The organism is Paenibacillus flagellatus (genome assembly GCF_003217775.1).
In the GTDB taxonomy this organism is placed as follows: domain Bacteria; phylum Bacillota; class Bacilli; order Paenibacillales; family NBRC-103111; genus Paenibacillus_AB; species Paenibacillus_AB flagellatus.
Map to the genome: position 1 here is coordinate 214,461 of NZ_QJVJ01000001.1, position 25,744 is coordinate 240,204.

General features: G+C 58.9%; 30 protein-coding genes. 14 read left to right on the top strand and 16 right to left on the bottom strand.

The window, feature by feature from the left end; genetic code table 11:
- The first annotated feature begins 38 nt into the window (after nucleotides 1–38).
- From DLM86_RS01070 to DLM86_RS01080, 3 genes are all read left to right on the top strand, one after another.
- A complete protein-coding gene (locus DLM86_RS01070; RefSeq protein WP_425453934.1) occupies nucleotides 39–359 on the top strand; it encodes a YtrH family sporulation protein in 321 nt (106 codons plus the stop codon).
- Complete coding sequence (locus DLM86_RS01075) at nucleotides 356–895, top strand: hypothetical protein (protein ID WP_110838111.1); 540 nt, start codon at nucleotides 356–358, stop codon at nucleotides 893–895. Before DLM86_RS01070 ends, DLM86_RS01075 begins: the two co-directional genes overlap by 4 nt.
- A 72-nt stretch (nucleotides 896–967) precedes the next feature.
- Complete coding sequence (locus tag DLM86_RS01080) at nucleotides 968–1,261, top strand: YtpI family protein (protein ID WP_110838112.1); 294 nt, start codon at nucleotides 968–970, stop codon at nucleotides 1,259–1,261.
- A 68-nt stretch (nucleotides 1,262–1,329) separates the two neighbouring features.
- Here DLM86_RS01080 and DLM86_RS01085 read toward each other — a convergent pair whose 3' ends face one another.
- Nucleotides 1,330–2,661, bottom strand: coding sequence for a DRTGG domain-containing protein (locus DLM86_RS01085; RefSeq protein ID WP_110838113.1), 1,332 nt, complete (start codon nucleotides 2,659–2,661; stop codon nucleotides 1,330–1,332).
- A gap of 233 nt (nucleotides 2,662–2,894) precedes the next feature.
- Between DLM86_RS01085 and DLM86_RS01090 the strand changes: the two genes are divergently transcribed.
- Together DLM86_RS01090 and DLM86_RS01095 are read left to right on the top strand one after the other, a co-directional pair.
- Nucleotides 2,895–4,217: a sensor histidine kinase gene (locus DLM86_RS01090; protein ID WP_110838114.1), complete on the top strand. Its 1,323-nt coding sequence runs from the start codon at nucleotides 2,895–2,897 to the stop codon at nucleotides 4,215–4,217.
- Nucleotides 4,218–4,253: 36 nt separating this feature from the next.
- A complete protein-coding gene (locus tag DLM86_RS01095; protein ID WP_110838115.1) occupies nucleotides 4,254–5,501 on the top strand; it encodes a Spo0B domain-containing protein in 1,248 nt (415 codons plus the stop codon).
- 78 nt (nucleotides 5,502–5,579) lie between these two features.
- Here the strand turns inward: DLM86_RS01095 and DLM86_RS01100 are convergent, their stop codons facing one another.
- The 4 genes from DLM86_RS01100 to DLM86_RS01115 form a co-directional block, all read right to left on the bottom strand.
- Nucleotides 5,580–5,975 carry a LytTR family transcriptional regulator DNA-binding domain-containing protein gene (locus tag DLM86_RS01100; RefSeq protein WP_110838116.1) on the bottom strand — a complete coding sequence of 132 codons (396 nt, stop codon included), beginning with the start codon at nucleotides 5,973–5,975 and terminating at the stop codon, nucleotides 5,580–5,582.
- A 203-nt stretch (nucleotides 5,976–6,178) separates the two neighbouring features.
- Entirely contained in the window at nucleotides 6,179–6,700 is a 522-nt protein-coding gene (locus DLM86_RS01105; protein WP_110838117.1) for an accessory gene regulator B family protein, read from the bottom strand.
- Nucleotides 6,693–7,370, bottom strand: a complete 678-nt coding sequence (locus DLM86_RS01110) for a hypothetical protein (protein ID WP_110838118.1) — start codon at nucleotides 7,368–7,370, stop codon at nucleotides 6,693–6,695. Before DLM86_RS01110 ends, DLM86_RS01105 begins: the two co-directional genes overlap by 8 nt.
- A gap of 22 nt (nucleotides 7,371–7,392) precedes the next feature.
- Nucleotides 7,393–7,986 (bottom strand): TetR/AcrR family transcriptional regulator, encoded by a 594-nt coding sequence (locus DLM86_RS01115; protein WP_110838119.1) that lies wholly within the window; start codon nucleotides 7,984–7,986, stop codon nucleotides 7,393–7,395.
- A 290-nt stretch (nucleotides 7,987–8,276) separates the two neighbouring features.
- Here DLM86_RS01115 and DLM86_RS01120 point away from each other — a divergent pair, with 290 nt between their 5' ends.
- The gene (locus DLM86_RS01120; RefSeq protein ID WP_110838120.1) at nucleotides 8,277–8,489 is read left to right on the top strand and encodes a hypothetical protein; all 213 of its coding nucleotides are present in this window, start codon (nucleotides 8,277–8,279) and stop codon (nucleotides 8,487–8,489) included.
- Nucleotides 8,479–8,709 (top strand): hypothetical protein, encoded by a 231-nt coding sequence (locus DLM86_RS01125; RefSeq protein ID WP_110838121.1) that lies wholly within the window; start codon nucleotides 8,479–8,481, stop codon nucleotides 8,707–8,709. Before DLM86_RS01120 ends, DLM86_RS01125 begins: the two co-directional genes overlap by 11 nt.
- A gap of 149 nt (nucleotides 8,710–8,858) precedes the next feature.
- Here the strand turns inward: DLM86_RS01125 and DLM86_RS01130 are convergent, their stop codons facing one another.
- The 4 genes from DLM86_RS01130 to DLM86_RS01145 form a co-directional block, all read right to left on the bottom strand.
- Entirely contained in the window at nucleotides 8,859–9,137 is a 279-nt protein-coding gene (locus tag DLM86_RS01130; protein WP_110838122.1) for a hypothetical protein, read from the bottom strand.
- Nucleotides 9,138–9,212: 75 nt separating this feature from the next.
- Nucleotides 9,213–10,877 (bottom strand): b(o/a)3-type cytochrome-c oxidase subunit 1, encoded by a 1,665-nt coding sequence (locus DLM86_RS01135; RefSeq protein ID WP_110838123.1) that lies wholly within the window; start codon nucleotides 10,875–10,877, stop codon nucleotides 9,213–9,215.
- Between the two features lie 44 nt (nucleotides 10,878–10,921).
- The gene (locus DLM86_RS01140; RefSeq protein WP_110838124.1) at nucleotides 10,922–11,392 is read right to left on the bottom strand and encodes a cytochrome c oxidase subunit II; all 471 of its coding nucleotides are present in this window, start codon (nucleotides 11,390–11,392) and stop codon (nucleotides 10,922–10,924) included.
- A gap of 25 nt (nucleotides 11,393–11,417) precedes the next feature.
- Complete coding sequence (locus tag DLM86_RS01145) at nucleotides 11,418–11,591, bottom strand: cytochrome c oxidase subunit 2A (protein ID WP_245954287.1); 174 nt, start codon at nucleotides 11,589–11,591, stop codon at nucleotides 11,418–11,420.
- Between the two features lie 289 nt (nucleotides 11,592–11,880).
- On the opposite strand from DLM86_RS01145, the gene DLM86_RS01150 reads away from it, so the two are divergent.
- From DLM86_RS01150 to DLM86_RS01175, 6 genes are read left to right on the top strand one after another with little or no spacing between them, the layout of a single operon-like run.
- A complete protein-coding gene (locus tag DLM86_RS01150; protein ID WP_110838125.1) occupies nucleotides 11,881–13,251 on the top strand; it encodes a YheC/YheD family endospore coat-associated protein in 1,371 nt (456 codons plus the stop codon).
- 14 nt (nucleotides 13,252–13,265) lie between these two features.
- Nucleotides 13,266–14,423, top strand: a complete 1,158-nt coding sequence (locus tag DLM86_RS01155; protein ID WP_110838126.1) for a YheC/YheD family endospore coat-associated protein — start codon at nucleotides 13,266–13,268, stop codon at nucleotides 14,421–14,423.
- Nucleotides 14,424–14,481: 58 nt separating this feature from the next.
- Nucleotides 14,482–15,852: a YheC/YheD family endospore coat-associated protein gene (locus DLM86_RS01160; RefSeq protein WP_110838127.1), complete on the top strand. Its 1,371-nt coding sequence runs from the start codon at nucleotides 14,482–14,484 to the stop codon at nucleotides 15,850–15,852.
- Nucleotides 15,852–17,012, top strand: coding sequence for a YheC/YheD family endospore coat-associated protein (locus DLM86_RS01165; RefSeq protein ID WP_245954288.1), 1,161 nt, complete (start codon nucleotides 15,852–15,854; stop codon nucleotides 17,010–17,012). Before DLM86_RS01160 ends, DLM86_RS01165 begins: the two co-directional genes overlap by 1 nt.
- Nucleotides 16,993–17,553 carry a GNAT family N-acetyltransferase gene (locus tag DLM86_RS01170; protein ID WP_110838128.1) on the top strand — a complete coding sequence of 187 codons (561 nt, stop codon included), beginning with the start codon at nucleotides 16,993–16,995 and terminating at the stop codon, nucleotides 17,551–17,553. The genes DLM86_RS01165 and DLM86_RS01170 overlap by 20 nt, the downstream gene beginning before the upstream one ends.
- Complete coding sequence (locus DLM86_RS01175; RefSeq protein ID WP_110838129.1) at nucleotides 17,535–18,689, top strand: YheC/YheD family endospore coat-associated protein; 1,155 nt, start codon at nucleotides 17,535–17,537, stop codon at nucleotides 18,687–18,689. The genes DLM86_RS01170 and DLM86_RS01175 overlap by 19 nt, the downstream gene beginning before the upstream one ends.
- 54 nt (nucleotides 18,690–18,743) lie before the next feature.
- Here DLM86_RS01175 and DLM86_RS01180 read toward each other — a convergent pair whose 3' ends face one another.
- The 7 genes from DLM86_RS01180 to DLM86_RS01205 form a co-directional block, all read right to left on the bottom strand.
- Complete coding sequence (locus DLM86_RS01180; RefSeq protein ID WP_110838130.1) at nucleotides 18,744–20,123, bottom strand: ABC transporter permease; 1,380 nt, start codon at nucleotides 20,121–20,123, stop codon at nucleotides 18,744–18,746.
- Nucleotides 20,120–20,830, bottom strand: a complete 711-nt coding sequence (locus DLM86_RS01185) for an ABC transporter ATP-binding protein (protein WP_110838131.1) — start codon at nucleotides 20,828–20,830, stop codon at nucleotides 20,120–20,122. The genes DLM86_RS01180 and DLM86_RS01185 overlap by 4 nt, the downstream gene beginning before the upstream one ends.
- Before the next feature lie 13 nt (nucleotides 20,831–20,843).
- Nucleotides 20,844–21,806, bottom strand: a complete 963-nt coding sequence (locus tag DLM86_RS01190; RefSeq protein ID WP_158289264.1) for a D-alanyl-D-alanine carboxypeptidase family protein — start codon at nucleotides 21,804–21,806, stop codon at nucleotides 20,844–20,846.
- A gap of 178 nt (nucleotides 21,807–21,984) precedes the next feature.
- Nucleotides 21,985–22,110 carry a hypothetical protein gene (locus DLM86_RS32950; RefSeq protein ID WP_281272068.1) on the bottom strand — a complete coding sequence of 42 codons (126 nt, stop codon included), beginning with the start codon at nucleotides 22,108–22,110 and terminating at the stop codon, nucleotides 21,985–21,987.
- 100 nt (nucleotides 22,111–22,210) lie between these two features.
- Nucleotides 22,211–24,322 (bottom strand): carboxypeptidase-like regulatory domain-containing protein, encoded by a 2,112-nt coding sequence (locus DLM86_RS01195; protein ID WP_110838133.1) that lies wholly within the window; start codon nucleotides 24,320–24,322, stop codon nucleotides 22,211–22,213.
- Nucleotides 24,297–24,635: a hypothetical protein gene (locus DLM86_RS31930; RefSeq protein WP_158289265.1), complete on the bottom strand. Its 339-nt coding sequence runs from the start codon at nucleotides 24,633–24,635 to the stop codon at nucleotides 24,297–24,299. The genes DLM86_RS01195 and DLM86_RS31930 overlap by 26 nt, the downstream gene beginning before the upstream one ends.
- A complete protein-coding gene (locus DLM86_RS01205; protein ID WP_245954289.1) occupies nucleotides 24,628–25,155 on the bottom strand; it encodes an RNA polymerase sigma factor in 528 nt (175 codons plus the stop codon). Before DLM86_RS01205 ends, DLM86_RS31930 begins: the two co-directional genes overlap by 8 nt.
- 168 nt (nucleotides 25,156–25,323) lie before the next feature.
- On the opposite strand from DLM86_RS01205, the gene DLM86_RS01210 reads away from it, so the two are divergent.
- On the top strand, nucleotides 25,324–25,689 hold the full coding sequence (locus tag DLM86_RS01210; RefSeq protein WP_110838134.1) for an aminoacyl-tRNA hydrolase: 366 nt from the start codon (nucleotides 25,324–25,326) through the stop codon (nucleotides 25,687–25,689).
- Nucleotides 25,690–25,744: the final 55 nt, after the last annotated feature.

A 25,744-nucleotide genomic window follows, 5' to 3' on the forward strand; every position in this document is an offset into this window, starting at 1 on the left:
GCTTTGCCATGGGGGAGGTGAACCGGGTGCGGGAGTTTATGACGAATTTGGCCGTCGATTTCCTCGTCGCCTTCGGCATCGTGCTGGGGGCGTGCATGCTGGCGGGGATCGGCTCGGTGCTGACGCTGCAGGCGCCCGCTTACAAAATGCTCGACATTGCCGGGCGAATCAAAATATGGGCGATGGTGGCGGCGGTCGGAGGAACGATCGATCCGCTTCGCGTCATCGAGACGAACTTTTTGGAGGGACATTTGTCCCCCGCCTTCAAGCAGATCATGTATTTCGTCGCCGCCTTCGCCGGAGCGCACATCGGAACCGTGCTGGTCAAATGGATTTGCCAAGGGAGCGTGCAGTCTTGAGAGTGCCTTCCCTCGAGTTGATCGGCCGATGGCTGTCGGGCATCGGCCTGTTCGCCGCCGGCATGGTCGTCGGCGCCGCCGTGTACATGAGCGTCCACCAAGCGAATTTCAGCCTCCTCGTGGAACGCAATACGGTGCTGGTCGACGAGAACGACAATTTGAAGAAAGAGCTGCAAAACTTGAACAAATTCAAAAACAGCCAATCCGTCATCAAAAAGATTACGGTCCGCGTCGAGAACGGCACGTCCTCTCCTACGCCCGCGATCGATCCGATCGCCGAGCAGGAGCTGAAGCAGCAGGTGCAGAAGGTGCTCGAGCCGGTCTACGTGGGCCACAGCCTGACGCTGTTCACCTCGGGGGCCGAGGATCAGCGGACGGCCGAAATTCTCAAGCTGCGCAAAATCGTATCCCAGCCGTATACGGTCAAGGAGCACACCTACAAGGCGGAGTTCTCCAGCATGGCCATCGTGCAGACGGAGCTGATCGTCTATATCAAGGCATCCGCCTCCGCCGTCGACTCGTTCTCGTTTCATTGATTTTCCCCGGCAAATCGGCTAAAGTAGAGGGTAAAAACAAGCGGTATCGCTTGCGGCAAAGGAGTTTCACCCATGCAGTGGCTTCACGGCCTCCTACTCGTCGTATTCATCGTTTCTTTGTTCGGCACGGTTCTGTTCAGCTTCCGGTACCGCCGGCAGCAATCGCGCAAAGCCCGGGGCATCGACGCCGCCAAAATGAACATGTGCATGGGCGTCATGCTCGTCGCCATCTCGTTCATCCAACTGCTGCTGTTCACCGGCTCGTCCGTCCGGGTCATCGTCGGCGCCGTCATGCTGCTGCTCGGCCTGTTCAACCTGTTCGCCGGCATTCGCAACCACGGCCTGTATACGCGAATCAAGGAATAGCCTCCGCATGTTGAAAAGCCCTTCGCCCGCCTATGGCGGACAAAGGGCTTTTTCGCGCGGCGATCGCTTCAATCGATCGCCTGCGCCGCCAGCATCGCTTTGCAGACGAGGTTCGCGCCGTGGTAAATTTCCACGTCCACCTTGCCGTATTTCCGGCTCAGCTCGATCGCCTTCGGCCGGATCTCGATCTGGCTTTCCAGCTGGAGCGGACGGAGGAAATAAGCCGAGAAGCTTTCCAGCACGAAGTCTCCCTTCTTCTGCGTCTTGAGCGAACGGTACGCGCACTGCGTCATGAGCGTCGTGAGGACGCCCTCGGAGACGGTGCCGAGCCGGCTCGTCATTTGCGGCGTGATGACCCCGCGATACGACAGCTGCCCGTTCTCCTCCCGTACCTCCTCGAAGCCGACGACGATCAAATCCTCGAACGTCTCGCCGATTTGCGGCTGCTTCTGGATGACCTGCAGCGCCTTCAGCACGTCCTGGCGGCTGATCACCGACAGCAGCTTCCCCTTCCCGTCGACGACCGGAAGCAGCTCGATGCCTTCCCACACCATCATATGGGCGGCGGACGTGACCGACGTCTGGGGGACCGCGGTAAGCGGATTGCGCGTCATCAGCTTGTCCATCGTCTGCTCCTTCGGCGCGCCGAGCACGTCCTTCGAGGCGATCATGCCGATGACCCGGTTCCATTCGTCCACGACGGCGAACCGGCTATGGCCGGTTTCCTCCACAAGCTTCTCCCAATCCGCGACCGTGCTGCTCCCCTTCAACGTGCGCGGAGGCAGCTGCGAGGATAAGATATCCTCGACGAGCGTAATTTTTTTCTTGATCAGCCTGTCGGTGATCGCCCGGTTAATAAGCGAGGCGACGGTGAACGTATCGTAGCTCGTCGAGATGATCGGCAGTCCCCGCTCGTCCGCGAGCCGCTTCACGTCTTCGTTCGTGGCGAAGCCGCCGGTGATGAGAACGGCCGAGCCGTGCTCGAGCGCATAGCGGTGCACCTGGTACCGGTTGCCGACGATCAGCAGGCTGCCGGGCTCGATGTAGCGGGCCATCGCCTCGAGCTCCATCGCGCCGATGACGAATTTGTGAAGCGTCTTCTCCAGCCCTTCCGCTCCGCCCACCACCTGGCCGTCCACGATATTGACCACCTCGGCGAACGTCAGCTTGTCGATGTTCGTCCGCGCCTTCTTCTCCACGCGTACCGTGCCGATCCGCTCCCGGGTGCTGACGAGCCCTTGGTTTTCCGCCTCCTTGATCGCCCGATAGGCGGTCCCGTCGCTCACCTCCATCTCCTTGGCGATTTTTCGCACCGATATTTTCGTTCCGATCTTGAGCGTCTCGATATATTTCAAAATCTGTTCATGCTTCGTAGCCGATTCCTGCAGCATCTCGTCCATCCTGTTATACCCCATCCCCAACAAACTGTATGACTCTGTATGCATCCTATTATAGGCCGCCGTACCGTGCGGTGACAAGAATGCGGCGATCGCACAAAAATATCCCTTTTCAGCGAGGAAGAAAACAGGTAAATTAGTAGTGACTGGAATCGACAAATTTCTCCCATTTCCGATTCGAATCACCTATTTTCACTCCATAAAAGTGACACGATTTGGCAAGGAGGGCGTGTAAAATGGATTACGGAGCGATGACTTCTCTTTTAGGGGCGTCCGCCCTGTCCGTCCTGGCGGGGTGGGCGATTGTAAGGTTCGCCTTCGTCGTCTGGGGGATCGACCCGCGCGGTCGGTCCGCGCGGTCGGCCGGATTCGCCGTCATCCATGCCGCCGCTGTCGCCGGTATCGCTTCATTCGCCGACCTATGGGGAATTGCCGCGGGCTCCGTCGTCGCGGCCGTCGCGCTTTGCTTTGTCTTGTTCCGCTCGATCCCGCTGCGAATCCGGGTCGGTCTCGCCTCGACGGCGGCGCTGATCTTCTTCTTCCTGGACGGATATGCTTTCCCGATCGCGGCCGAGCGGCCGCTCGCCCTGCTGTTCCTCTTCCCGGCCATCGTCCTTGTACAGGCGGCTGCATCCGTCATGCGGCGCCGCGGCGTCTCGCCGGGCGTCGTCGTACTACAAACGCTCGAAAGCATGCGCCGGCGCAGCATGGTTTATTTGCTGCTGTTTCTGCTTCTTCAATGCGTGATCGTGCTTCTGTTCGTCTGGACCGTCTACGATTTCGGACGTGAGGACGCCCGGCCGGCCGCCGTCGGGCTCGTCTTCGCCTCCTGCCTGCTCGGGCTGGCCGTGCTGCTGCTCGCGGTTCGGGCCATCGCCTTGAACAAGGAGGAGACGGCAAGGGCGACCCGGGACCATTACATCGAAGACATCGGCCGGATGTATGCGACGATCCGCGAGCAGCGCCAAGACTTTATGCGGCACGCGAAAACGATCCTGAGCTGCGTCGAGCGGGACGACTTGAGCGAGCTGAAGCGCTATACCGATACGCTCGTCGGCGAAATCTCGCAAGTGAACGAGCTGCTCCGCATCGGCCATCCGGCGTTCGCCGCGTTGATTCAAGCGAAGACGGTCGTCGCCCTGAACCGGAACATCGATTTCCAATACGAATTTTCCGATCTGGACAACCTCGATATCGGGGTCAAATCGATCGATTTGGTCAAAATGGTCGGCAACCTGATCGATAACGCCTTCGACGAAGCCGCGAAATACGAACGCGAGGAGGACCGTTGGGTCGAAGTGGGCGGCTGGGTCGACCGCCGCACGCTGTACGTCACCGTGCGCAACCATGGGCGGCCGCTGGACGAGCGCCAGGTCGAGCTGCTGTTCTCGCCGGGCTTTACGACCAAACGGGACGGCCATTCCGGCCTCGGTCTCTCCATCGTGAAGGAGAGGATCGACTACTACAAAGGAACGATTCGCGTCGAAAGCAGCGAAGAGGAAGGCATTCTGTTCAAGCTGTCCATCCCGCTCGGCCCCGTCAAGGCGGCGGTGGTGTAACGATTTCGAAGCATCCATACGGAAAGGACGAATCGGATGTCCCCGCTCTCCCTTTTACTCCAAACGCTCGTCATTTCGCTGTATGCGATTCCCGCTGCAATCGTCTATACCTGTTTCAGCTTCGCCTTCTGGGGCGTGAAACTAAAGGGGCGGTTCATGCGCATCGCGGCGTTCGCCGTGCTCGTTTCGTTGGTGGGGACGTTTGAGATTACGTTGATCCCTATCTGGATGCATTTGATCTATTTCTGGCTCGTATTTATGTTTTTCTTCCAGCTCTTGTTCCTTGAACTGGACCGGAGAGACAAACTGCGGATTCCGATTTTCGCCCATCTCAATCTGAACTTGATCGAACTCGCGGCCAATTCCGTCGCTTTTTATTTTGTTTCTCAAGAAGAAGTGTTCGGCAAGTTCTGGATTCCCGCCCTATCCTTCTACCCGTTTCTGCTCGTCTATGGGCTGTTCACATGGCGGATGCACCGTAATAAAACCGCACCCGGAAAGCGCATCTTCGATTATTTGGCTAAAAACAAATATACGACATGGGTCGTTCTTGCTTCCTTATTGCAATATGCCATACTCATCCTATTTGCCGGACGATATTTGGAACTGAGTCCCTTTGATTTTCGCATTTCGATTGCAGGTATAGTGGCATGCGCGTTGGGGATCAACTTCGGGGTGCTTTTCATCTGTCTCCGTTCAATCGCATACGCGAAGGAGAACGCGGCACGAACGACCCAACTGAAGTATGCCGCGGAAATCGATACGATGTTCACCGCGTTGCGCGGCCAGCGACACGACTTCCTCAATCATGTACAAGTGATTCACTCCCTTGTTTCCCGGGAAAAAAAAGCCGAACTTCGTACCTATGCGGCCGAAATTGTCGAAGAAATCCAAGAAGCCAATGCCATCTTGGAAATCGGTCATCCGCTGCTCGCCTCGTTTCTGCAAGTCAAAAAAGACGAAGCCTACAAAAACGGCATCATCTTCGAATACGAATATATCGGGTTTGATCGGCTTGGTTTAAATGATACGACGCATGAATGGCTTGACGCTCTTGCGATCTTGATGGAAATCGCGATCCGACAGGGACCGATCCGTTTGGAAACGAAAGGTCGCTACATGGAAAACCGCATTGACGTTTCGCTCAACTGGTACGGCCCGTCCGTTTTGAATGCCGAAGCGGACAAGTATACGGAAGTAAATCAACATGTGAAAGCGATGAATACGAAACGGCTTACCGTCCGGCCGCGAAGGAACGGGTTCGATATTACGTATCGAATATGAGCGAACGTTTCTCCTCTTTACAAAATCCAGTTATATCTTCCCGGACCTTAATTTTACAGTCCGCCCCAAAAAAAATAATTATTCCGGCTTCGTGCTTGGGTCCGATCCGCTTTCGCGCTTGGATTCCAAGTACTTTTTAATTTTTTTGATATTGGCCGCCGATACGGTTGCAAATCGAGACTCGTTCGTAATATGTTCATCGAAAAAGACACGCGAAAACTCCGTATCCAATTTCGTAATTTTCTTCATGTTAATGAGGCTTCCCCTGTCGGCTACTTCATAGCCGTATTGCTCAAGGATTTTGGACATTTCCTCGAAGGTGCTAATTTGATAATAAGTCTCGTCCTCGGTGTGATAGGTAATTGTCCGATTCTCCACGCCTATATGGCAAACATCTTCCAGCAAGTCCAATTTTTCGGTGGAAATATGCTTGCCTTTCTTTTCTTTCTTGATTACAAGCATATATATTTCCATGCAATGTCCTCCAGACGAGAGTTGGAAAGTGGGCTGTTAAGATTGAGGTCTTAACAGCCGTTTAGAGATATTACTTGTTTTTCAGTTCTTGAGGGATTTGCGGGCTGTGAACCAAATAAGTGCTGTAGCTCTTCGTCGCGATATTCTTTGCCAGACGAGTCAAAATGTTGGACACTACTTTTGCCGCTGCACGTTTCATTTTATCACCCCTTTCTATGAAATGAAATTAGAGTCAAGGCCTGTACGAAAAAGGCAGCGCTCAGCAGGCTGGAAACGAAAAGAAAGTTTGTAGCTACAATCACTATGGATACGATCTTTAAAAAGGGATCATATTTTACTGGGATAAGTGTATTTCTAACTTTCGAATATGGCGCAAACCAAGCAACCAATAACAAACTCATCATAGTCAATATTAAATTGGGAATCAAAGAGAAGTCGGCATAGCTCAAACCAATGGCCATGGCTGTAGAGAAAATGACACAGTATTCCGACTTTTCAAAGTGATAGCCTCCCGAGAAGGCACGAAGTACCGCAAATGCAATGAGTATGGTAAAAATTTCGACCGTTTTGCCAAATATTAACCCGAATATGGTTGTCAGTATTAACGTAGCGAACAGGTTCAGAAGTATGCCTAAACTGTACGTCATCACTTCAACGCTCGCAGTTTCTTCCGTGTTCGCCCGTTTTATGGAAATAGCCAGTTTGTTTGCAATTGCTTCAAGCATTTTCACTATGCTCCTTTCTCAAAGACACATAGAGTAGAGCACCTAAAGAAATCGCGTTTACGATAGCGGCAATCATTAGATTGATGTGGGAATTGATAATGCTGAAGTAAATCATTCCGATCACGATTAAAGACTGTACAATAACGACTAACAATACCGCGGTTTCCTTTTTAAATTGTACTGTTCGGGAATCAAATGAGAATGCAAAACCGTATCCTTTTCTATAGAGCCACCAACTCAGACCGTACAGCAAGACATTCGTTGCAATCATAAGTATATTCGCATAGGTCAGAAAACTAGCATCGCTTGGATTATTCGATAGTGTGTACGATTGAGGCAGAAATTTCAAATGATCGAATAAAAACAAGACAACCGTTTCCAAAATAATTAACGCCATATATCCTGTAACGGCCATCAGTGCGGAAAAAAGAAATGGAATTCGGATGATTAGCCATAAAAACAAAATCATGACGAGACACATAATCAAAGGAACAATCGCCTTCAGGTCGAGAACCCTTACAAAATAAACGATGCATGCAATCGTAAAGCTAACAAATAACGTTTCTCTCCAGTAGGAAGCAAACTTGTACCTAAACACGGAATACGACAAGTATAAAATCCCCATGGCTTGCAGAGCCGTCAATACAATGTACAACGAAATGCCTACCATATCGACCCTCCCGAGTTACTACCTAATTGACCGGATCAAGTACGTCTTGTAGGTAGGATAGCAGCATCTCGATCTGTTTCTTGTAATCGATCTTTTCTTTCCCCGCCCATTGAACCGCGATGGCCAAGCCGTTCACCTGCGACCCGAAAAATCCGACGATCGCTTCTATCGGCTGCTTCGGCCGAAACTCTCCGCTGTCGATCCCTTTTTTGAAAAACTGAATCATTTCCTCGGTCCCGACATCGTAACGCCATTGGATAAAATCTTGGTTTTTCTTTTGACGCCAAGACGTCATGTTGAATTCCATCAGCGCCGGAAGCAAGCTTTTCTCATTGACGATTTCGATCTGGTGCTCGGCAAGCTTGACGAACTTCACGACCTGCTCCCAGCAGCTTTCGCTCGTCTGCTCGTACGAATCCATGTTGTCGAATTTTTGGTTGTCCATGGATTTGATCAGCTCCATGAACAGCTCGTCGGTCGTAGGGAATTGCTTCTTCAGCTCCCCGACCGGGATTCCCGCCGCCACGGCCGCATCTTCCAGCGAAGTGTGAAGAAATCCTTTCTCAACAAATAGCGGCAGCGCCGCCTGCAAAACGGACGATTTCGTATCGCTCATGACCCCTAAGTTTCCTTTTCATCAAGATTTGATACCAGATTACACCAATACTTCGACGATAATCGGCGAATCTCCTTCCAGCTGGTAAAAAAAATTATGTCCGAAGGACTATTTCTTTTTCCCGCCGTTTCCTTATCGCCGCCAGAAAATGGAGTATTATACCAAATTATTTTCGCATTGTAAATATGAATTCCAGCTACCCAACTCGGCTACTCCTTAACAAATTTATCCTTTATTCTGGAAATAACCTACCAAATGCACATTCCATGAACGCGGGAGGAATGAATGGCATGGACAACGTCGCGATCGACACCCAAAGCCTGGAAATCGCTATTCAAACCGTACTTCATCGTTATTACGCCGAGCTCGAGCTCGCGACCAAATCGGAAAACTCGGCTTTGATCCAGCAAATGGCCGGGGAAATTACACGGAGGGCGAGACAGATTCAGAACGTGACCGAAGACACCTTGGCCGTATTGGAGGAGGATAACGATGACGTATAGATCGGTAGCGCCGCAGCTGAAGTCGAGCTGCTACAACTGCCGGCATTTTCAGACGAGCGAGGATATGTTGAACGGGTTATGCTTCCACAATACGACCGATGCCGGCAAAGCCGCGATCGGGATCGGCACGTGCGGGCATTTCGCGATGAAGTGCGATACGGAATTTTCCTGGTCCCGCGTCATTCGACGGGCGCCGGAGGAAGCCGCCGCCGTGCGATAACGGCCGCGCCACTACCGTTCGGCGCGGCTCCCGTCCGTCGGGAACCGGTCCGTTGCGACAAAAAAAGGGCGAGCCCCGAAAGGCTGCCCCGCTCCTGCAAGAGCTCCGTCCGTCGGAGCTCTTTTTCGTTTCGTACCGGCTTGGCCGGATCACTTCTTCGAGCCAAGCATGCGGATTTTGCCGGCCACCCATTGCTCCCGCGTACGGCGGCTATGGTGGCGGACGCGCGCCAGCTCCCGCTTCGTCTCCTCGTCCACGCCGAGCAGCCGGTGCAGATGTGCGGCGACGACGAGCAGCGCGAACGCGATCCAGACGATGCCGAACACGGTCGGCATCGTCCATCCGCCGCCGATGTCAAGACGGGGGACGGCATAGATCAGCATCCCCAGCGCGAGACTCATGTACAAGACGCTCTTCCCATCTTTCACCGCGATCTCTCCTTGTCCCGTTACTGCTTCCATTCTATGAGACAAACCGTCGCGTTATGACCGAAAGCGGCCCATCTACCACATCTTGTATCCCGGCGAACCCGGAACGTCGCTGTGGAACATATCGATCATCGGAATCGTGTAGGCGGCCGCGATGAGAACGACGCAAACGCCGATCCATACGCCCCACCGCTCGAGCACGGCCGGCGTCCGTTCGGCCTCCTCGGCGGCTTCGCCCATCGGGTATTCGGTATGCCCTTTGGGCGCCCGCATCAAGCCGATGACGTTCGCGATCATGATGACGACGGCGACGAACAGGATCATGCCGCCGACCGCCATCGCCACATGGTACGGCATCCAGAGCACGGCGTCCGGATGGTCGCCGTACGTCGTATACGCCGTCCGGCGCGGCGAGCCGAGCAAGCCGACGGTGTGCATCGAGCCGGACATGAAGAACATGCCGACGCACCACAGTACCGTCTGGACGATTCCCCACTTGTTCATCGCCGACGTGAGCGTCCGTCCGGTGACGACCGGAATGAGCCAGTAGGCGATGCCGAAAAACGTGAGCGCCACGCTGGTCGCGACCGTCAAATGAAAGTGTCCGGTGACCCACAGCGTGTTGTGGACGACCGCGTTCATTTGATTGCTCGCGTTGATGATGCCTCCCGCACCCGCCGGAATGAAAATGAGCATCCCCATAAACGGGGCGAAGAAGCGGACGTCTTTCCACGGCAAATACCGGAACCAGCCGAACAGCCCCTTCGCGCCCTTCGACCGTCCGTACAGCTCGAACGAAGCGAACAGCGAGAATGCGGTCATCAGTGAAGGCACGATGACCATGAAGGTCAGGACGACCTGCAAATATTTCCAGAACGGGCTGATCCCCGGCTCCATAAGCTGATGATGGAACCCGACCGGAATCGAGAAGACGATGAACAGCATGAACGACAGCCGCGCCAGCGCGTCGCTGAACAGGCGTCCGCCGATGACTTTCGGGATGACGACATACCAGCACATGTAGGCCGGCAGAAGCCAGAAGTAGACGAGCGGATGGCCGAAATACCAGAACAGCGTGCGGCTCAACAGGACGTTCACGGTGTCGACCCAGCCGAACGACCACGGAATGAGCTGGAACAGCACCTCGACGGCTACGCCGATCGTGCATATTTGCCACAGGATCATCGTCGCGACCGCCATGAAGGAGAAGAGCGGCGACATGCGGCCCGGGTGCGTTTTTTTCCAATACCGGTACTGGTAAAACATGCCGTAGCCGCTAATCCAGCTGCCGACGACGACGAGCGCGAGGGCGATGTAAAAGAAAGGAGAGGCCTTCAATGGCGCGTAGAACGTATACAGGACGCTGGCCTGGTTGAGCAGGATGACGACGGTGCCGAGCGCCGTGCCGAGCCCCATCAGACAGAAGCCGATCCAGCCCATGCGGCGCGCCGTCGGAAGCAGCTGTCCGCCCAACGAATGGGAAAGCCCCGAATACAGGAAGCCGATAATGAAGAAGGTGGTGAAAATGAGCGCCATCAGCACGCCGTGCGCGGTCAGCAGCTGGTAGTAGCCGATGCCGGCCGGCAGCTCGATGGTGCCGCCCCTGACCATCCCTTGCAGCACGCCGGCGATGCCGCCGAGCAGAAGCGCCGCGAAGGCGAACAGCAGATGGGCCAGGACGAGCCGGCCGTCTTGCTTGTCGAATGGCTTCGGATGCGAAGCCGTTGTAGCCGAATGCATAGTTGTCGCCGTCCTTTCGGTTCAAGCGGAGCCAATGTCCGCCGTTAGTTCACGACGATCGTCGTTTTCATCATTTCGTGACCGATGCCGCAATATTCGTTGCACAAAATCAAATACTCGCCGGGCTTCTTGAACGTGTGCGTCGTATGGTTCACTTCGCCGGGCAGCACCATCATGTTGACGTTCGTGCCGACGATCTCGAAGCCGTGCACGACGTCGCTGCTCGTAATCGTGAAATGGACGGTGGCGCCGGCCGGCACTTCGAGCGTCGTCGGCGCATAGCCGAAGGCGAACGCGGTCATGATCGCCTCGTACTCGTTGTCCCCGATTTTGTTCAGCACGGGTTTGTCGAACGGAGCGGTCTCCGTCACTTTCGTCGGGTCGATCGCATGATGGTGGCCGCTCGGCGGCGCCATCCCCATCGAGAACGTCATGACGCCGAGTACCGTCAAGAAAACGACCAGCATCGAAAAACCGAACGCAAGCCAAATTTTTTCCAATCGATGAATGTGCATGGACGGACAGCCTCTTTTCCGTTCTTTAGTTTCGAATCAGGTACAGCGCGAATACGGCGAGCCACGTGACGAGCAAAAAGCCGCCGAGCAGCATGACCGAAGCGAACGTTCCTTTCAACGAGGGCTCTGCGTCGCGGCGCTGCTCCCGCGCTTTCGCCGGTTTGCCGGCCTCGTCGATGCGCAGTGTCGGTCGGGACATGGGAAGGACCTCCTCTCTTTCGTTCCGGCAATCGCGGTGTCAAGTACCGCTTGACTGGATACCGTCATTGTATAAGCCGCGAACCATTCTCTCTGTGATGTCCGTCACAGCCCTTGACCGGCCCACGCGAACCTTTCGCGTCCTCCGAAAAAAGCGCCCGTTTCGCCCTGTCCGCCCGCGCGAAACGCCGTCCACTCATTCACCAAGGGATATATGTCCTCATATGATGAATGTAGTCTTTTGTCTGACAAGAGAATACGCAGGATGGCGCTTCTAAAGGAGACACACCATGACCAGTACGAAATTGACGATCCATGTGCAGGGCACGAGCGGAATGTCCCAGGAGCATACCGTCGTGCTAGGAGAACGGGTGGTCCGCCAGTACAAAATACCGTCCGGCGTCAACGCCACGCTCCAATTCGGCACGTCCAAGCAGCAGGTGAAGGTCGTCTCCGCCTCTCATCTCGACGGCCTACGCATCGGCGAATCGCTCGCCCGCAAGCTCGGTTTGCACCATGGCATTCAAGTCGGCTTTCGCTACAAGGCGTCCGGCCGCACGATGACGATCGGCCCGCTGATCGGCGTCATGGTCAGCCGAATGTATCCGGGCTCTCCGGATCGCCCGTTCGGGGCGATCACCGCCTTCTGCAAAGAGCTGGTGGACGCGTGCCAGACGTTCGGCGCTTTCGTGTACTTTTTCACCGCAGACGACATTTCCGGCGGCCATTCCCACATCGAGGGATGGACGTATGCCGGCCGGTGGCGCCAATCGGATTTCCCGATCCCGGACGTCGTGTACAACCGGCTGACGACACGCAAGCTGGAAAACAAGCCGAGCGTGCAGCATTTTATGAAAGAAGTGAAGTCCCGCTACGGAACGGCCGTGTTCAACGAGAAATATTTGAACAAAACCGACGTATTCGATGCGCTCAAGCAAGATTCGGCGCTCGCCCGGCATTTGCCCGAATCGCATCTGTTCAAAAATTTCGCGATGCTCAAAGCGATGTCGGCCCGGCATCCGGTCCTGTTCCTGAAGCCGATCACCGGCAGCTTGGGCAAAGGCATCATCCGCATCAGCCGGACGTCGAACCAATCGTATACGTGCCAATTCACCAGCCTGAACGGGACGATCAAGCAGACGTTTTCGAGCATCGACGCCGTGTTCGCGGCAATCGCCGGCAAGCTGAAGCAGCGGCGCTACCAAATTCAGCAGGGGCTGACGCTCATCGAAGCCGGAGGCCGTCCGGTCGACTTCCGCGCGCTCGTGCAGCGGGGACCGGCGGGAGCTTGGGGCGTCACCTCCGTCGTGGCGCGTACCGCGGGCAGCAATCATTTCGTCTCGAACTTGGCGCGGGGCGGAACGTTGAGCCGGGTGAAGGAAGCTTTGCTTAAAACGTCGTTGAGCGCCGCGCAGCAGCGGACCGTGTCGCTCCAATTGCGCAAAGTCGCGCTCGATATCGCGAAAGGCATCGAAACGCACGTCAAAGGACATTTCGGCGAGCTCGGCGTCGACCTGGCCGTCGACACGAGCGGGAAAGTATGGCTGCTCGAAGTGAACTCCAAACCGTCCAAAAACGACGGAACGCCGCTCGCTGACGGCACGATCCGTCCGTCGGTCAAGCTGACGGTGCAATACGCCCGTTATTTGGCCGGTTTCTAGCGAAGGTGAATCCGATGAATTCGAAACCGATACGGTCACGCGAACGAACGGTCGGCATCATGGTGTGCCCCGCCGCGGGAGACCCGCCGTTTCCGGAAAAGCAATATTACAAACGGCTTTCGCTGATCGGGCAAAAGCTGGGATTGGCCGTTTTCGTGTTTTTCCCGCACCGGATCGACTGGGTGCGAAGGCGGGTCGTCGGCTACACGTATTCGGCGTCCGCCAAACGCTGGGAAAAAAAGCTGTTCCCTTTCCCTGCCGCCGTCTACGACCGGTGCTTCTACCCCAACCTGCCGACGCTCTCCGCGTACCGCGAGCCGATCCGGCGGTTAATGGCGCACCCCGACACGCGCTTTCTCGGCTACGGCCTGAAGGGCAAGTGGAACGTTCATCAAATGCTCGTGCGGGACGAAGCGCTCGAGCCGCATATCCCGGAGACGGAGCTGTTTCAAAGGTCAAGCGACCTCGTCCGTTGGCTCGAAGAGCGGGGTGAGCTGTTCCTGAAGCCGCATGGCGGCAGTCAGGGCAAAGGCGTCCTGCACGTGTCGAAGACGGCGGGAGGCTTCGCCGTTCGCGGCCGCAGCGCGAGAAACGAAGTCGTTCACGCCCGGTTCCGCTCCGAAGGCAAATTGCTCGCCTGGATTCGTTCGTTTACGGCCGGACGCAAATATTTGATTCAGCGCTATTTGACGCTGACGACCGCGGACGGAGAAGCGTTCGACATTCGCGCGCTCGTGCAAAAGAACAGCGGGGGGTGCTGGGAGCTGACCGGATTGGCGCTCCGTCGCGGAGCCCCGGGCAGCATCACGTCCAACCTGCACGGAGGCGGTCACGCCGGGGAGGCGGAGCCGTTCCTGCGGACGCTGTACGGCGAGGAAGCGGCCCGCGTCATCGCGGAAACCGTCCGAAGCGTCGCCCTGCGCGTCCCCGAGGTGCTGGAGCAGTACCACGGCCGGCTGGCGGAGCTCGGCGTCGACGTGGGCGTCGATACGGACGGCCGGGTCTGGGTGCTCGAAGCGAATTCGAAGCCCGGACGGTCGGCGTTCGCCGCGCTGTCCGACAAGCGGGTCCGCGTCGCCGCGATCCGCAATCCGATGCTGTACGCCAAACATTTGCTCGACCATCCGGTCGCGCGCCCCGGCCGCTACCCGGCTGGGCCGACCGAGCGGTAAATCGGCCGACGTTCCTCTGTCCATCCGCTTCTCGCAACCTTTTAGGAGGGTATACTTCATGAGTTTGACAACCTGTACAATCCATTTTGCGGCACGAACCGACAAGACGGTCTACGTCAGCTCCGCCCTGATGAAGTCGTTGCAGTTGACAGGCACGAAGCCGGTGACGCTCAAAATGGGCAGTAAGTCGGTAACCGCCCCGATCAAAATCGTCAAAAAAGCCGGCAACCATCTCTACTTGCCGATTGGCGTCAAAAACCAGCTGCTCGTGCCGCGAAGCGGAACGTGCATGGCCGTTTCGCACGGACCGCGCGAAATTCAGATCGGTCCGCTCGTCGGCATTTTGACGAACGCTTCGACGGCGAGCACCGCCCAGCCTTTCGGCACCCGTTCGCCGCTCCTGAAGCAATATATCAGTCCCGGGAACCGGAAATCGTTCTTCTTCGCCTTCCTGCCGTCCGACGTCAACTGGTCGGCGGAGACGGTCGTCGGCTACTTCCCGACCGCCGACGGCTGGGTGCGCAAGACGGTCCCGCTCCCCGACGTCATTTACAATCGGCTGTCCAGCCGCAAGGCCGAGAAGTCGCTGTCGATCGAAAACTTCAAGGAACGGTTCGTGCGGCGGGGAATCCCTCTGTTCAACTGGAGCTTCTTCGACAAATGGGACGTCTACAACTTGCTCGACGGCGAGAAGGAAGCGTTCAAACACGTGCCCGAATCCCACTTAAACCCCACGCCGGAGCGGGTTCGCGAGATGCTCGAGAAGCACCGGTTCGTCTACTTGAAGCCGACCGGCGGCAGTCTCGGCATCGGCATTTACCGGCTGACGTACCATCCGAAGCGCGGCTACTTCGCCCGCTTCCGGAGAGGCGGCAAAAACGTGCTGTACCGGTTTCCGCAATTTTCCGGTCTGATGAAGCTGCTGAACGCCCGCAGCGGAAGACTGCGCAATTATGTCGTCCAGCAAGGGATCCGCCTGATCGAAATCGACAGCTGTCCGATCGATTTCCGCTTCCATCTGCACAAGAACGGCCAAAACCAATGGGTTGTCGCCGGCATCGGGGCGAAGAAGGCCGGGAAAGGAAGCGTGACGACGCACGTCAAAAACGGCGGGCAGATCATGACGCCCGAGCAGGTGCTCGACCGGGTGTTCGGCAGCAAGGCGGACGCCATCCTGCAAAACGCCAAAAAAACCGCGATCGAGCTGGCCGAAGCGATCGAGCGAAACAGCAAGCATCTGCTCGGCGAGCTCGGCTTCGATATCGGCATCGACCAGAACGAGCAAATTTGGATGTTCGAGGCGAACTCCAAGCCGGGCCGGTCGATCTTCAAGCATCCGTCGCTGAAATCGCAAGGCAAAACTTCGCTTGGCCTTATTTTCGAGCACAGCCTCTATTTGGGCCGGTTCCGGGTTAGGAGGGAGGCTTAGTGGAAATCCCGTCGCAAGCCCCTCTTCACCGCCCGCTTCTCGGCATCTTGACCATGGACGATCCGGAGGAGCTGTTCCGGGGCAACCGCAGCAACTTCATCGACATCATCCGCACCGGCTCCGAGCTCGGCGTATCGGTGTGCGTCGTTACGGTCAAAGACTTGAAGCTGAAGCAAAAAAAGATGATCGGGTACGTCTACGACCCGGCGGCGAAAAAATTTTCTCCGCAGGTGATCGGCCTGCCGCACGTGCTGTACAATCGGATTCCGCTCCGGCAGGACGAATCGTCGCACGACGTGCAGCAGACGATCGCGGCGTGCATGAAGCATCCGCAAATCCGGCTGTTCAATCCGTACTTCTTCGATAAATGGTCCTTGTTCGAATGGCTGAACAAAGCGAAGACGACGTCCAAATATATTCCCTCGACCCGCAAAATGACGTCGAGTCAGGAGCTGGAAAGCTTGTTCAAGCTCCATTCGGCCGTCTACATGAAGCCGGTCAGCGGCAAAGCCGGCAAAGGCATCATGAAGGCGGAGCGACATATCGGCAAGCTGGACCGGCGGCCGGAATACTGCCTGAGCGTGCAGGAGACGAAGGGCAGCGTCGTCTACAAATACGCGAAGCTGTCGCAGCTGTGGTCGAGAATCAAGGAGGAGATCGGGCACGAGGATTATATCGCGCAGCAGGGCATTTCGCTCGTTCGGTACAAGAAGCGGCCGTTCGACCTGCGCGTTCTCGTGCAAAAAAATTATAAAGGCGAATGGGACGTCACCGGCATCGGCGCCCGTCTCGCCGGCAAGCTGAGCATTACGACGCACGTGCCGCGGGGCGGATCGATCGACGATCCGGAGAGACTGCTCGCGTCCGCGTTCGGGGCGGAAGGATGCAAGCGGATCCTGATGCGGGCGCGCAAGGCGGCGCTCGCCATCGCGAGACAGGTGGAGAAGAAATCGGGGCATATGCTGGGCGAAATGTCGATGGACCTTGGGGTGGACGTCCACGGCGGCATCTGGTTTTTCGAGGCGAATTCGAAGCCGATGAAGTTCGACGAGCCCCATATCCGCAAAAAATCGCTGGAGCGGATCGTGCATTACGCCCTGTACTTGATCCGCAGCAAGCAGGCGAAGCCGGGCGGGGCCAATGTCGTCCAAACGAATTAAGACGATACCGTCCGAACGGTTCGACGACTGCCGCGGCCGGCTGCTCCGGTTCGTCCGGGCGTACGGCGAACGGCGCATCACGGTCGAAGCGCTGCGCTGGCTCGGCGGCGTATCCGCCGCCGAGCTCGACGAGCCGCATACGGCCGTCGCGGCGGCCTTCGACGGCAAGCGGCTCGTCGGCCTCGCCTGCGCCGCCCGGCACGGCGAACGGGCCGCCTTCGTCGTCGTGCATCCGGCATGGCGAGGCGCAGGCATCGGACCGGCGCTGCTTCGCGAGCTGATCGGCCGCCTGGGGCGGCTGACCTGCGTCGTCGCCTGCGACAACACGCCCAGCATGGCGATGTGCTTCCGCGCCGGCATGACGGCGGTTCAATTGACGACAGGCGGGTCCGGGCGGCCCGCCCTCCGTTTCGTTTCCGCCGATGCGCAGGGGAGGCCCGCTTTTCCCGCAGCGGCCGGCCTAGAGGAGAGAAGGGACGACCGGGCGACGGAATCAACCATAGAAGCAGGTGAAAACGCGTTATGGCACAACCGACGCTAGGCATTATGACGTTATACTTGAGCGAACATAGCGGCGTCGAGGAACGCAGCTACTTCCGCAAGGTGATCGCCCAGGCCGAGAAGCTCGGCCTGCGGGCGGTCGTATTCACCCCGGTCGACGTCGACGCGAAAAACAAACGCATCCATGCGTACGTGTACGATACCGAGACCGGCCGATGGTCCCGGTCGTGGACCCCGTTCCCGCATCTCATCTACGACCGGTGCCGGTACCAGGATTCGGAGCGATTCCGCAAGTTCCGCCGGTTTCGGGCGACCTACACCCGGCTCGTTTATTTGAACCGGCCGATATCGAACAAGTGGGGGATGCACCAATTTCTCGCCACGTCGGCGCGCATCCGGCCCCACCTGCCCCACACTCGGGTATACAGCGAGCACGCCGATCTGACGGCGTTTATGCGCGGACGCCGTCTCGTCTACCTGAAGCCGATCAACGGAACGGGCGGACGGGGCATTCTGCGCATCGAACGCCAGTCGGGCGGCCACTATCTCGTGCAAGGCCGGGACCGCAATCGCCGCATCGTCGCGCCGAAGCTCGTCAGCGCCAAGCAGCTGCCGCTCCAGCTGGCGGCTTGGAACGTCAAGGACCGGTACTTGATCCAGCAGGGCATTCCGAGCAAGCTGCCGGATGGCCGAGTCCACGATTTCCGGCTGCTGATCCAAAAAAACGGCAGCGGCGAATGGGAAGTGACGGGCTGTGCCGGACGGGTCGGTCCGAAGATGAGCATTACGTCCAATCTGCACGGCGGAGGCCAGGCGGTGCCGATGACGGAGCTGCTCCGCCGCCGATTCGCCTCCGAGGAAAAAATCGAGGAGATTCGCAAGGCGGTCTATTCGCTCGGCTACGCGGTGGCGACGGAAGTGGAGGGGCGGTTCGGCCGGCTGTGCGAGCTCGGCATCGATATCGCCATCGACCCCGACGGCCATCCGTGGCTGCTCGAGCTGAATCCGAAGCCGGCGCGCGAGGTGTTCGCCCGCATCGGCGAGAAGGAGACGTACGAGAAGGCGATCTCCCGCCCGCTCGAATACGCGCTGTGGCTGTATAAGCAGCATTACGGCACTTCGTCGTCCCGGAGGCGATCCGGGGCCGGCAAGTCGGCCGCTTCCTCGACAAGATAAATAAACGGGTCGGACGTCTTCGGACGCCGACCCGTTTATCGTTGATTTCCGTTCCTATATATCGCGCCGCAGCGCCTTCAGCACGTCGACGCGCGTCGCCCGGACGGCGGGACGGACGCCCGACACGACCGCGACGAGCAGGCTGATCGCGACGCAGATGAGCGTCAGGCTCGGCGGAATTTCGGAGAAGCGAAGTCCTTCCGGCACGCGCCCGTCCACGAAGCTATGGACGACAAGCGGCAGCGCGAGGTTGACGGCGAAGCTGACCGCGTAGGCGACCGCCGTGCCGATCGCCGCACCCAGCAGGCCGATAAAGGCGCTCTCCAGAAGGAAGACGCTCTTGATCGTCGACGGGTGGGCGCCGATCGCTTTCATGATGCCGATATCCGGCGTCCGCTCGGTGACGGCCATCGTCATCGTGTTGTAGATGCCGATCGAGGCGATCAGGACGGCGATCGTGCCGACAAGGATGAGGCCGATCTTCATGACGAGAAAGACGGCGTTCACCTGCTCGATCTGGTCGACGATCGAGTACGTCGCGAAGTTCCGCTCCTTCAGCTTCTCGACGACGCCTTTGACGTGCTCGACCTGATCGGCGTACACCTGCACTTCGTTATACACCCTCGGCTCCCCGGGCTGCGAAGTCTTCCGTCCCTCGGTTCCGGTCTGCACGCCGTACGCCGTCTGCGTGAACGATTCGATGCGCTGCATGACCGCCTCGTCCACGTACAGCTCGTTGTCCTGGTTCCATTCGCGCCCCGGCGCCTTGCCGATGCCGACGATCGTCACGGGCACGTCGAACGTTTTCTCCTCGCTGCCGAACCGCTGTTTGACGCGGATCGTCAACGTCTGGCCGAGCAGCGCCTTCGCCTTGTCGGACAAGGCGCCGTCCGCCGGCTTCGGCGAAGGGGCGACCGGCTCGGACGATTCGGCTTGGCCTTTCTCCAGAGCCGCTTGTTCGGCGGCGGTCCGCATCGAATCGGCGAAGTGGTAGCCGACAACCGCTTCGCCGCCGTTTTGCGGCATCCGCCCACCGGCCAGCTCGAAGCCCGCCTTCGACTCCGCCGCCATGTCGGCGACGGTCGGCATCCCGATTCCTTGGCGGTCTCCGATCAGGTAGGTTGCCGGTTGGGCGACCTGGTACCGCCTCGTAACGGCTTTGACGTGGTCGACCGATTCCAGGAAGCGGATGTCGGCGTCGCCGATTTGCCGGTACGCATCCTTGTCGTCCTTGACGCCGTGCGTATCGATGACGGTCAGCAGCCGGCCACGGGTAATATCGTCTACGACCGACCGCTGGAGGCCGAAGCCTACGGAAGCGAGCACGATCAGGAACGAGCAGCCGATCGCGGTCGCGAGCACCGTCATGAAGACGCGCGAGCGGTTCTTTTTCATATTTTGCCTGACGAAGCGATATTTATCCTTTCCTTTCACAGCGAATAGCCTCCCGTCGCGTAAGAATACCCGGATTCCATGCGGCCGTCGCGGAGCGTCAGCGTCCGATGCCCGATCGAAGCCACCTGGTCGTCGTGGGTGATGATGAGAAACGTAATCGACCGCTCGCGGTTCAGCTCGCGGATCATGGCGAGCAGCGACCGTTCGTTCTCGGAATCGAGGCTGCCCGTCGGCTCGTCCGCCAAGATGACCGGGGGCTCCGTGATCAGGGCGCGGGCGATGCCGACGCGCTGCTGCTGACCGCCGGACAGCTCGCCCGGGTAATGGGAGCCGAGCGATTCGAGCCCGACCCGCTCCATGATCGCCTGCGCCCTGCGCTTGCGCTCCCGCTCGCCGACGCCCTGCAGCACGAGCGGAAGCTCGACGTTTTCGAAGGCGGTCATGCTCGGGATGAGCTGGAAGCTCTGGAAGACGAAGCCGAAATGACGGAGCCGGAAGTCGGCCCACTCGCCTTCGGACAGAGCGGTGACGTCGCGTCCCCCCACGACGATCCGGCCGGAGGTCGGACGGATATATCCGCTGATCAGGTTCAGCAGCGTCGACTTCCCGGAGCCGCTTCGCCCGACGATCGTGACGATTTCCCCTTCCTCGACGCGCATGTCGATATCGTGAAGGACGGGCACGACGCGCTCGCTCCCTTTTTTCCCTATTCGAAATTGGTGTTGGACGTTCGTTACTTCGATCATGATTCGTTCTCCTTTACGATTTCGTGGCCGCTGGATCGCCGGCCGTCCCGAGCCCGAGCTCGAGCAGCTTTTTCGCATCCGGATAGACGTCCTTGCTCGTCGAACGGAGCACGACCGCAATCACGGATTTGCCTCCCTTGGAAGCGGAAGAGACGAGGCAGTAGCCGGCTTGGTCGGTAAACCCGGTCTTGATGCCGGTGGCGCCTTCGAAATAGTGGGCGCTGCCCGGCTGCAGAAGCTGGTTCGTATTGCTCCATGCCGCCTTGGCGAAACCCCCGGCTCCGGCTGCGCCGGTCGAGGCCGTATAGTCGGTCGCCCGCACCGCTTGGCGGAACAGCTTGTTGGCCATCGCATCTTTCGCGATCAGCGCGATATCCCGCGCCGTCGTATAATGGTTCGGGTCGTGCAAGCCGCTCGCGTTGACGAACCGGGTGTTCGTCGCGCCGGCTTTTTTCGCCCGCTTGTTCATCAGCTTGGCGAACTCCCGCTGCGCTGCGTCTTCGTCCAGCTGCGGATCGCCCGCCGCCTTGCGGCCGAAGTGGACGGCGATCGTGCGCGCCGCGTCGTTGCCCGACGGCAGCAGCGCCGCCTCCACCAGGTCGTACAGCTTGAGCCGCTGGCCCGGCTTCAATCCCGCCCGGCTCTCCTCCGGGTCTTCCGGCAGCGCCTCGTCGCCGACCGTGACGAGCTCGTCCGGCTTGCCCAGCTCGAGCGCGAGCAGCGCGGTCACGATTTTCGTCGTGCTTGCAGGGTACGCCCGTTCCCGTTCGTTTTTGGCATAGATCGTTTTGCCCGTCTCCGCATCGATGACGAGCGCGTATTCGGCTTGCAGGCCGCCGGAAGCGACCGTGGATACGGCTGTGCCGACGGTGCGCTCGACGAGGCTTCGCGCTTTGGACGCGTACGGGCTGCCGGATGCCTGAAAGGCGGCGATCACAATCAAGGCGATCCCGAACGCCGCCGCCAGTCGTTTCATCGCGGTCGCTCCCTTCTCTCGTTTCATACTTCACCCAGTGTAAGGGACAATGTTTAATCGAAAGCGAAGATTTGTTTAAAAATTTCTTAACGATTCCGAAAGGTTGGTCGGCAAAGCAAAGAGACACCCTCTCGGGTGCCTCTCGTCTGGTATCGTTCGCCGGCTCCGGCGGCGGCGGTTACGGAAGGAACGTTTCGGTAAAGCTTTTCACGAGCAAAATCGGCATGGCGCCGATCGATACGAAAGCCATGAGGACGCCGAACAGAAACGACTTCAAAGCTTGAAGCGGACGCAACGCATTCATTCGAGCCACTCTCCCTTACTTCTGGAATGGTCCCTATTATACGCCGATATCGCCCGCCGAACCTTAAAGCAACATTAAAATGCGATAAAAACGGCGAACGTCATCGAACCCCCATCACAGCCTGCACGAACGCCTTCATCGCGCCGCGGTCGGTCGCCTCGATCCAGGAGCGAAGCTTCCCGGTCTCGTCCCCGAATACCCAGCCGAGCTTCTCCGCAAGCTCGTCGATATAGGCAGCCGGCCGGTCCACGGCCTCCGCCTCCATGTTCGCCACGAGCAGCCGCCAATTCCGGAGAGGCGGGCCGAACGATCGATCCGGGTACGCCTCCGCGATGCGCCGCGCGGCGTCGAACGAACGGTCGGACGCGATCGCGACGGCCGCATAGGTTCCGACGAACCGGTGGCTGCCGTCGAGCTTCATCGCCGCTTCGAAGTGTCGCTTCGCCTCCCCGAGCTTCCCCTGCTTCGCCAGCGCGGTCGCATGAATCGACCGCTCGTAGCCGGATAGCGGGTCTTCCCGCAGCGGGCCGTATTTCTCGAACAGGGCGTTATAGGCGCTCCAATCCCGCTTCTCGTAATAGGCATGAAGCAGCGCGCTTACGTAAGGATTGACGGGACGAAGCCGCACGATTTCGGACCGATACGGCAGCGCCTCGTCCTCGAACGACCGGTCGTTCAGCGCCGCCGCTTTCGTCTGCAGCAGCCGGACGATCATCCGCAGCGGATGCACGTCGTCCGGATCGTTCGCCCGAGCCCGCTTGTAGGCGGCAAGCGCTTCGTCGTAACGACGTTCGGCCACGAGCCGGTCGGCTTCCGTCAACGTCCTTTCCTTCAGCCGGAAAAACGGCAGTCGGCCGATCGACTCATCGTTCAGCCGATAGCCGCCGCTCTTGGTCAGCAGCTTGCCGTTCGCATCGTAAGCGTCCACCGTCCAGAAAAACCGGTTGCCCGGATCGGCGAACGCGAGCACCGTCGCCGGGTCGACCGACGTCCAGTCCCCGGACGTTTCGAACGAGATGCCGACGCTCAAATCGTACAGCCGCTCGACCGGCACCGCCAGCGCGTTGTCCTTCACGTGCGTGCGCAGCGGCACGCTGGTCGTCCCGTTCTGCATCTGCACGCCCGCGTTTACGGTGTAATAGGCCGCTCCCGCAACCGGCTCCCAGCGGAATTCGACCGTCTCTCCGGTTACCGTCGTCTCGTTGACGGGGGACTGCAGCTCGAGCAGCGGACGAAGCGTCACCGGAACGGTCGCGTCGTCGCCCGGCTGCAGGTCGATCCAGTCGTCGCCGCCGACAGGCCACGTCCATCCGCTGATCTGGTCGAAATCGAGCCCGAGATACAGCTGGTAGCTGCCCGGTACGACGGCTCGGAACGCAAACGCCCCGTTCTCGTCCGTCACCGTCTGGTACGGATCGCTCTCGGTGACGCTGCGGTTGACGATCGACGCCTCCCGCAAAAAAACGCCCGCATGCGCGACCGGCGTCCCGTCGCTTCGCTTGACCGCTCCCGATACGACCGACAACGAAGGCGACGGTTCGCCGGCAAGCTCCTTCAAGCGCGCCCGCAGGCGATCGGCTTCGTCGAGCGTCCGCCGATCGTCGGGACCGGCCCGCTTCGCCGTCTCGTCGACGATCCGCGCCGCCTCCTCGTAACGCTTCGCGTAGACGGCGAGTCCCGCCCGCCGCAGCGCCAGCTCGAGGCCGAACGCCGCGTTCGCGCCTTCCGGGAACCGCCGCTCCGCCCGCTCCAATTCCTCCATCGCCCGGTCGGTCCTTCCCGTAACGTGGTAGCCGTATGCGAGATGCTTGACGACGTCGGCAAGCGCCGCATCGGCGACGGGCGAGCTGTCGGCGTACCACTGCAAGTAAGGCAGCTTCTCCTCCCATCCGAACGGCTCCTCCTTCCGGGGACGGGCGCTCGTAAAGGCGGGGCCGACGTACAGGTCGAAATTGGACGCGAGCAGCCGATCCGGCGTATACCCGACCATCGTCTCGCGAACGATCGCCCGCTTCCTTTCTTCCGAAAAGGCGCCGCTCTCGAGAACGTCCGCAATCGCCTTTTTGCCGCGCAGCTCTCCGTTCGCGAGCTGCTTGCGGGCGGCGATCAGCTTCGCCTCCGGGACGACGAACCGGTCCGCCAGCGGGAGAAGCACGGCGGCGGCGACCAGCGCCATCACCGCGTGTTTAACTTTGATTTTGATTTTCAGCATCGGCTACCGCCCTCTCGAGCTCGTCTTTCCAATACGTGCTGCCGCCGGCTTCCACGAGCTGCCGGCTGCGCAGCGCCGCTCCGTCCGGATTCGACCCGTCGCCGGTATAAACGGCGAGAGCGAGAACCAATACGGCGACGAGCGCCGCGCCCGGCACGACGGGAATTTCGATGTCTTTGTTCCATATCACAAGCAGCCGATCGAACGCCGTCCGGGGAAACGCGCGCCGGAGCACCTCGTCCCGCCCCGCGAACACGACGTCCGCCAGCTCCTCGTCCAGCCGCCGCTTCACCGTTTCCTTGCCGTCATTCACCCCGCTCCTCCTCCTCTTCCAGCAGCCGTTTCAGCCGGGCTCTTCCTCTCGCCAAACGCGCCTTGATCGTATTGGCGCTGACGTTAAGCTGTCCGGCAATGTCCTGTACGCTCATTTCATTGAAATAATAAAGGGTGATCGCTTCCCGGTACGGGTAAGCGAGCTTTCGAATCGCATCGGCCAGCCGGCCATTCCGCCATTCGAGCAGCAGCCGGTCTTCCGGCCCCGGCTCGGCGTCTCCCTCCGGCATCGTCTCCAAGCCGCCGAAAGGAAGCAGCCGCCGCCAAGACCACGTCCGCAGCTTCATCCGGCACCGGTTGACGACGATTCGGGTCAGCCAGCTTTTCAGCTTGGACGGATCCTGCAAATCCCCGATTTTCGCGTAGGCGGTCAGAAACGCGTCTTGGACCGCTTCCTCCGCGGCTTGCCGGTCGCCTACAAGCAGGACGGCGGTTCGCAGCAGACCGTCGCCGTACTCCCGCATCATCTCGAGCAGTGCCGCTTCTTCTTTGTTTTTCAATCGCTCTACGACATCCAGTACGCTCCCTCCCTCCCTTACTGATGCGGCCGGCGCCGATTCGGTTGCATATTCCGAAAAAAATAGCATGTCTAGCAAACTTCCGCATAGTAATAGAACTAGAAGCTAGTACCGAAACCGAGAATCGATACGCCGAGGAGGAATGGCCGCATGAACCCGAACGCGCCCGAGCTTGTCCAATGCTTCGTCGTCAACGGCGATTTGCCGATGACCGCCGGGACGATCGCCGTCCAGGTCGCTCACGCCGCCACGACGCTGGCGCTGCAAAGCCTGCTGAACGATGCCGGGGAAGGCCGGGACCGTTTTCACGAGTGGCTGCAGACCGGCCAGAAAAAAATCGTGTTGAAAGGAAGCGAAGCGGACGTCGTTCGGTTGGCGCATACCGGCTGGCTGGCCGTTCGGACGGCCGCCGAACAGGCCGGCGTCCCCGCCGGCTCGTGGACCGTTGCGGCATTGGCGCCCATGGACAAGCGTGACGCCTTGGACCGCGCCGCGGGACTCGAGGAGCTCGGTTGATTGCATGCAAGGAGGGGCCGAAACGAAAAAACCGCCAGAAGCCGTTCGCTCTGGC

Coding starts and splice junctions, on each gene's coding strand:
- DLM86_RS01105 (WP_110838117.1), bottom strand. CDS start 6,700: ATGCTTGAAGCAATTGCAAACAAACTGGCTATTTCCATAAAACGGGCG.
- DLM86_RS32950 (WP_281272068.1), bottom strand. CDS start 22,110: ATGAATGCGTTGCGTCCGCTTCAAGCTTTGAAGTCGTTTCTGTTCGGC.
- DLM86_RS01175 (WP_110838129.1), top strand. CDS start 17,535: ATGGCACAACCGACGCTAGGCATTATGACGTTATACTTGAGCGAACAT.
- DLM86_RS01210 (WP_110838134.1), top strand. CDS start 25,324: ATGAACCCGAACGCGCCCGAGCTTGTCCAATGCTTCGTCGTCAACGGC.
- DLM86_RS01080 (WP_110838112.1), top strand. CDS start 968: ATGCAGTGGCTTCACGGCCTCCTACTCGTCGTATTCATCGTTTCTTTG.
- DLM86_RS01190 (WP_158289264.1), bottom strand. CDS start 21,806: ATGAAACGACTGGCGGCGGCGTTCGGGATCGCCTTGATTGTGATCGCC.
- DLM86_RS01170 (WP_110838128.1), top strand. CDS start 16,993: ATGTCGTCCAAACGAATTAAGACGATACCGTCCGAACGGTTCGACGAC.
- DLM86_RS01085 (WP_110838113.1), bottom strand. CDS start 2,661: ATGGACGAGATGCTGCAGGAATCGGCTACGAAGCATGAACAGATTTTG.
- DLM86_RS01155 (WP_110838126.1), top strand. CDS start 13,266: ATGAATTCGAAACCGATACGGTCACGCGAACGAACGGTCGGCATCATG.
- DLM86_RS01195 (WP_110838133.1), bottom strand. CDS start 24,322: ATGCTGAAAATCAAAATCAAAGTTAAACACGCGGTGATGGCGCTGGTC.
- DLM86_RS01115 (WP_110838119.1), bottom strand. CDS start 7,986: ATGAGCGATACGAAATCGTCCGTTTTGCAGGCGGCGCTGCCGCTATTT.
- DLM86_RS01135 (WP_110838123.1), bottom strand. CDS start 10,877: ATGCATTCGGCTACAACGGCTTCGCATCCGAAGCCATTCGACAAGCAA.
- DLM86_RS01095 (WP_110838115.1), top strand. CDS start 4,254: ATGTCCCCGCTCTCCCTTTTACTCCAAACGCTCGTCATTTCGCTGTAT.
- DLM86_RS01110 (WP_110838118.1), bottom strand. CDS start 7,370: ATGGTAGGCATTTCGTTGTACATTGTATTGACGGCTCTGCAAGCCATG.
- DLM86_RS01090 (WP_110838114.1), top strand. CDS start 2,895: ATGGATTACGGAGCGATGACTTCTCTTTTAGGGGCGTCCGCCCTGTCC.
- DLM86_RS01070 (WP_425453934.1), top strand. CDS start 39: ATGACGAATTTGGCCGTCGATTTCCTCGTCGCCTTCGGCATCGTGCTG.
- DLM86_RS01160 (WP_110838127.1), top strand. CDS start 14,482: ATGAGTTTGACAACCTGTACAATCCATTTTGCGGCACGAACCGACAAG.
- DLM86_RS01185 (WP_110838131.1), bottom strand. CDS start 20,830: ATGATCGAAGTAACGAACGTCCAACACCAATTTCGAATAGGGAAAAAA.
- DLM86_RS01125 (WP_110838121.1), top strand. CDS start 8,479: ATGACGTATAGATCGGTAGCGCCGCAGCTGAAGTCGAGCTGCTACAAC.
- DLM86_RS01100 (WP_110838116.1), bottom strand. CDS start 5,975: ATGGAAATATATATGCTTGTAATCAAGAAAGAAAAGAAAGGCAAGCAT.
- DLM86_RS01120 (WP_110838120.1), top strand. CDS start 8,277: ATGGACAACGTCGCGATCGACACCCAAAGCCTGGAAATCGCTATTCAA.
- DLM86_RS01150 (WP_110838125.1), top strand. CDS start 11,881: ATGACCAGTACGAAATTGACGATCCATGTGCAGGGCACGAGCGGAATG.
- DLM86_RS01140 (WP_110838124.1), bottom strand. CDS start 11,392: ATGCACATTCATCGATTGGAAAAAATTTGGCTTGCGTTCGGTTTTTCG.
- DLM86_RS01145 (WP_245954287.1), bottom strand. CDS start 11,591: ATGTCCCGACCGACACTGCGCATCGACGAGGCCGGCAAACCGGCGAAA.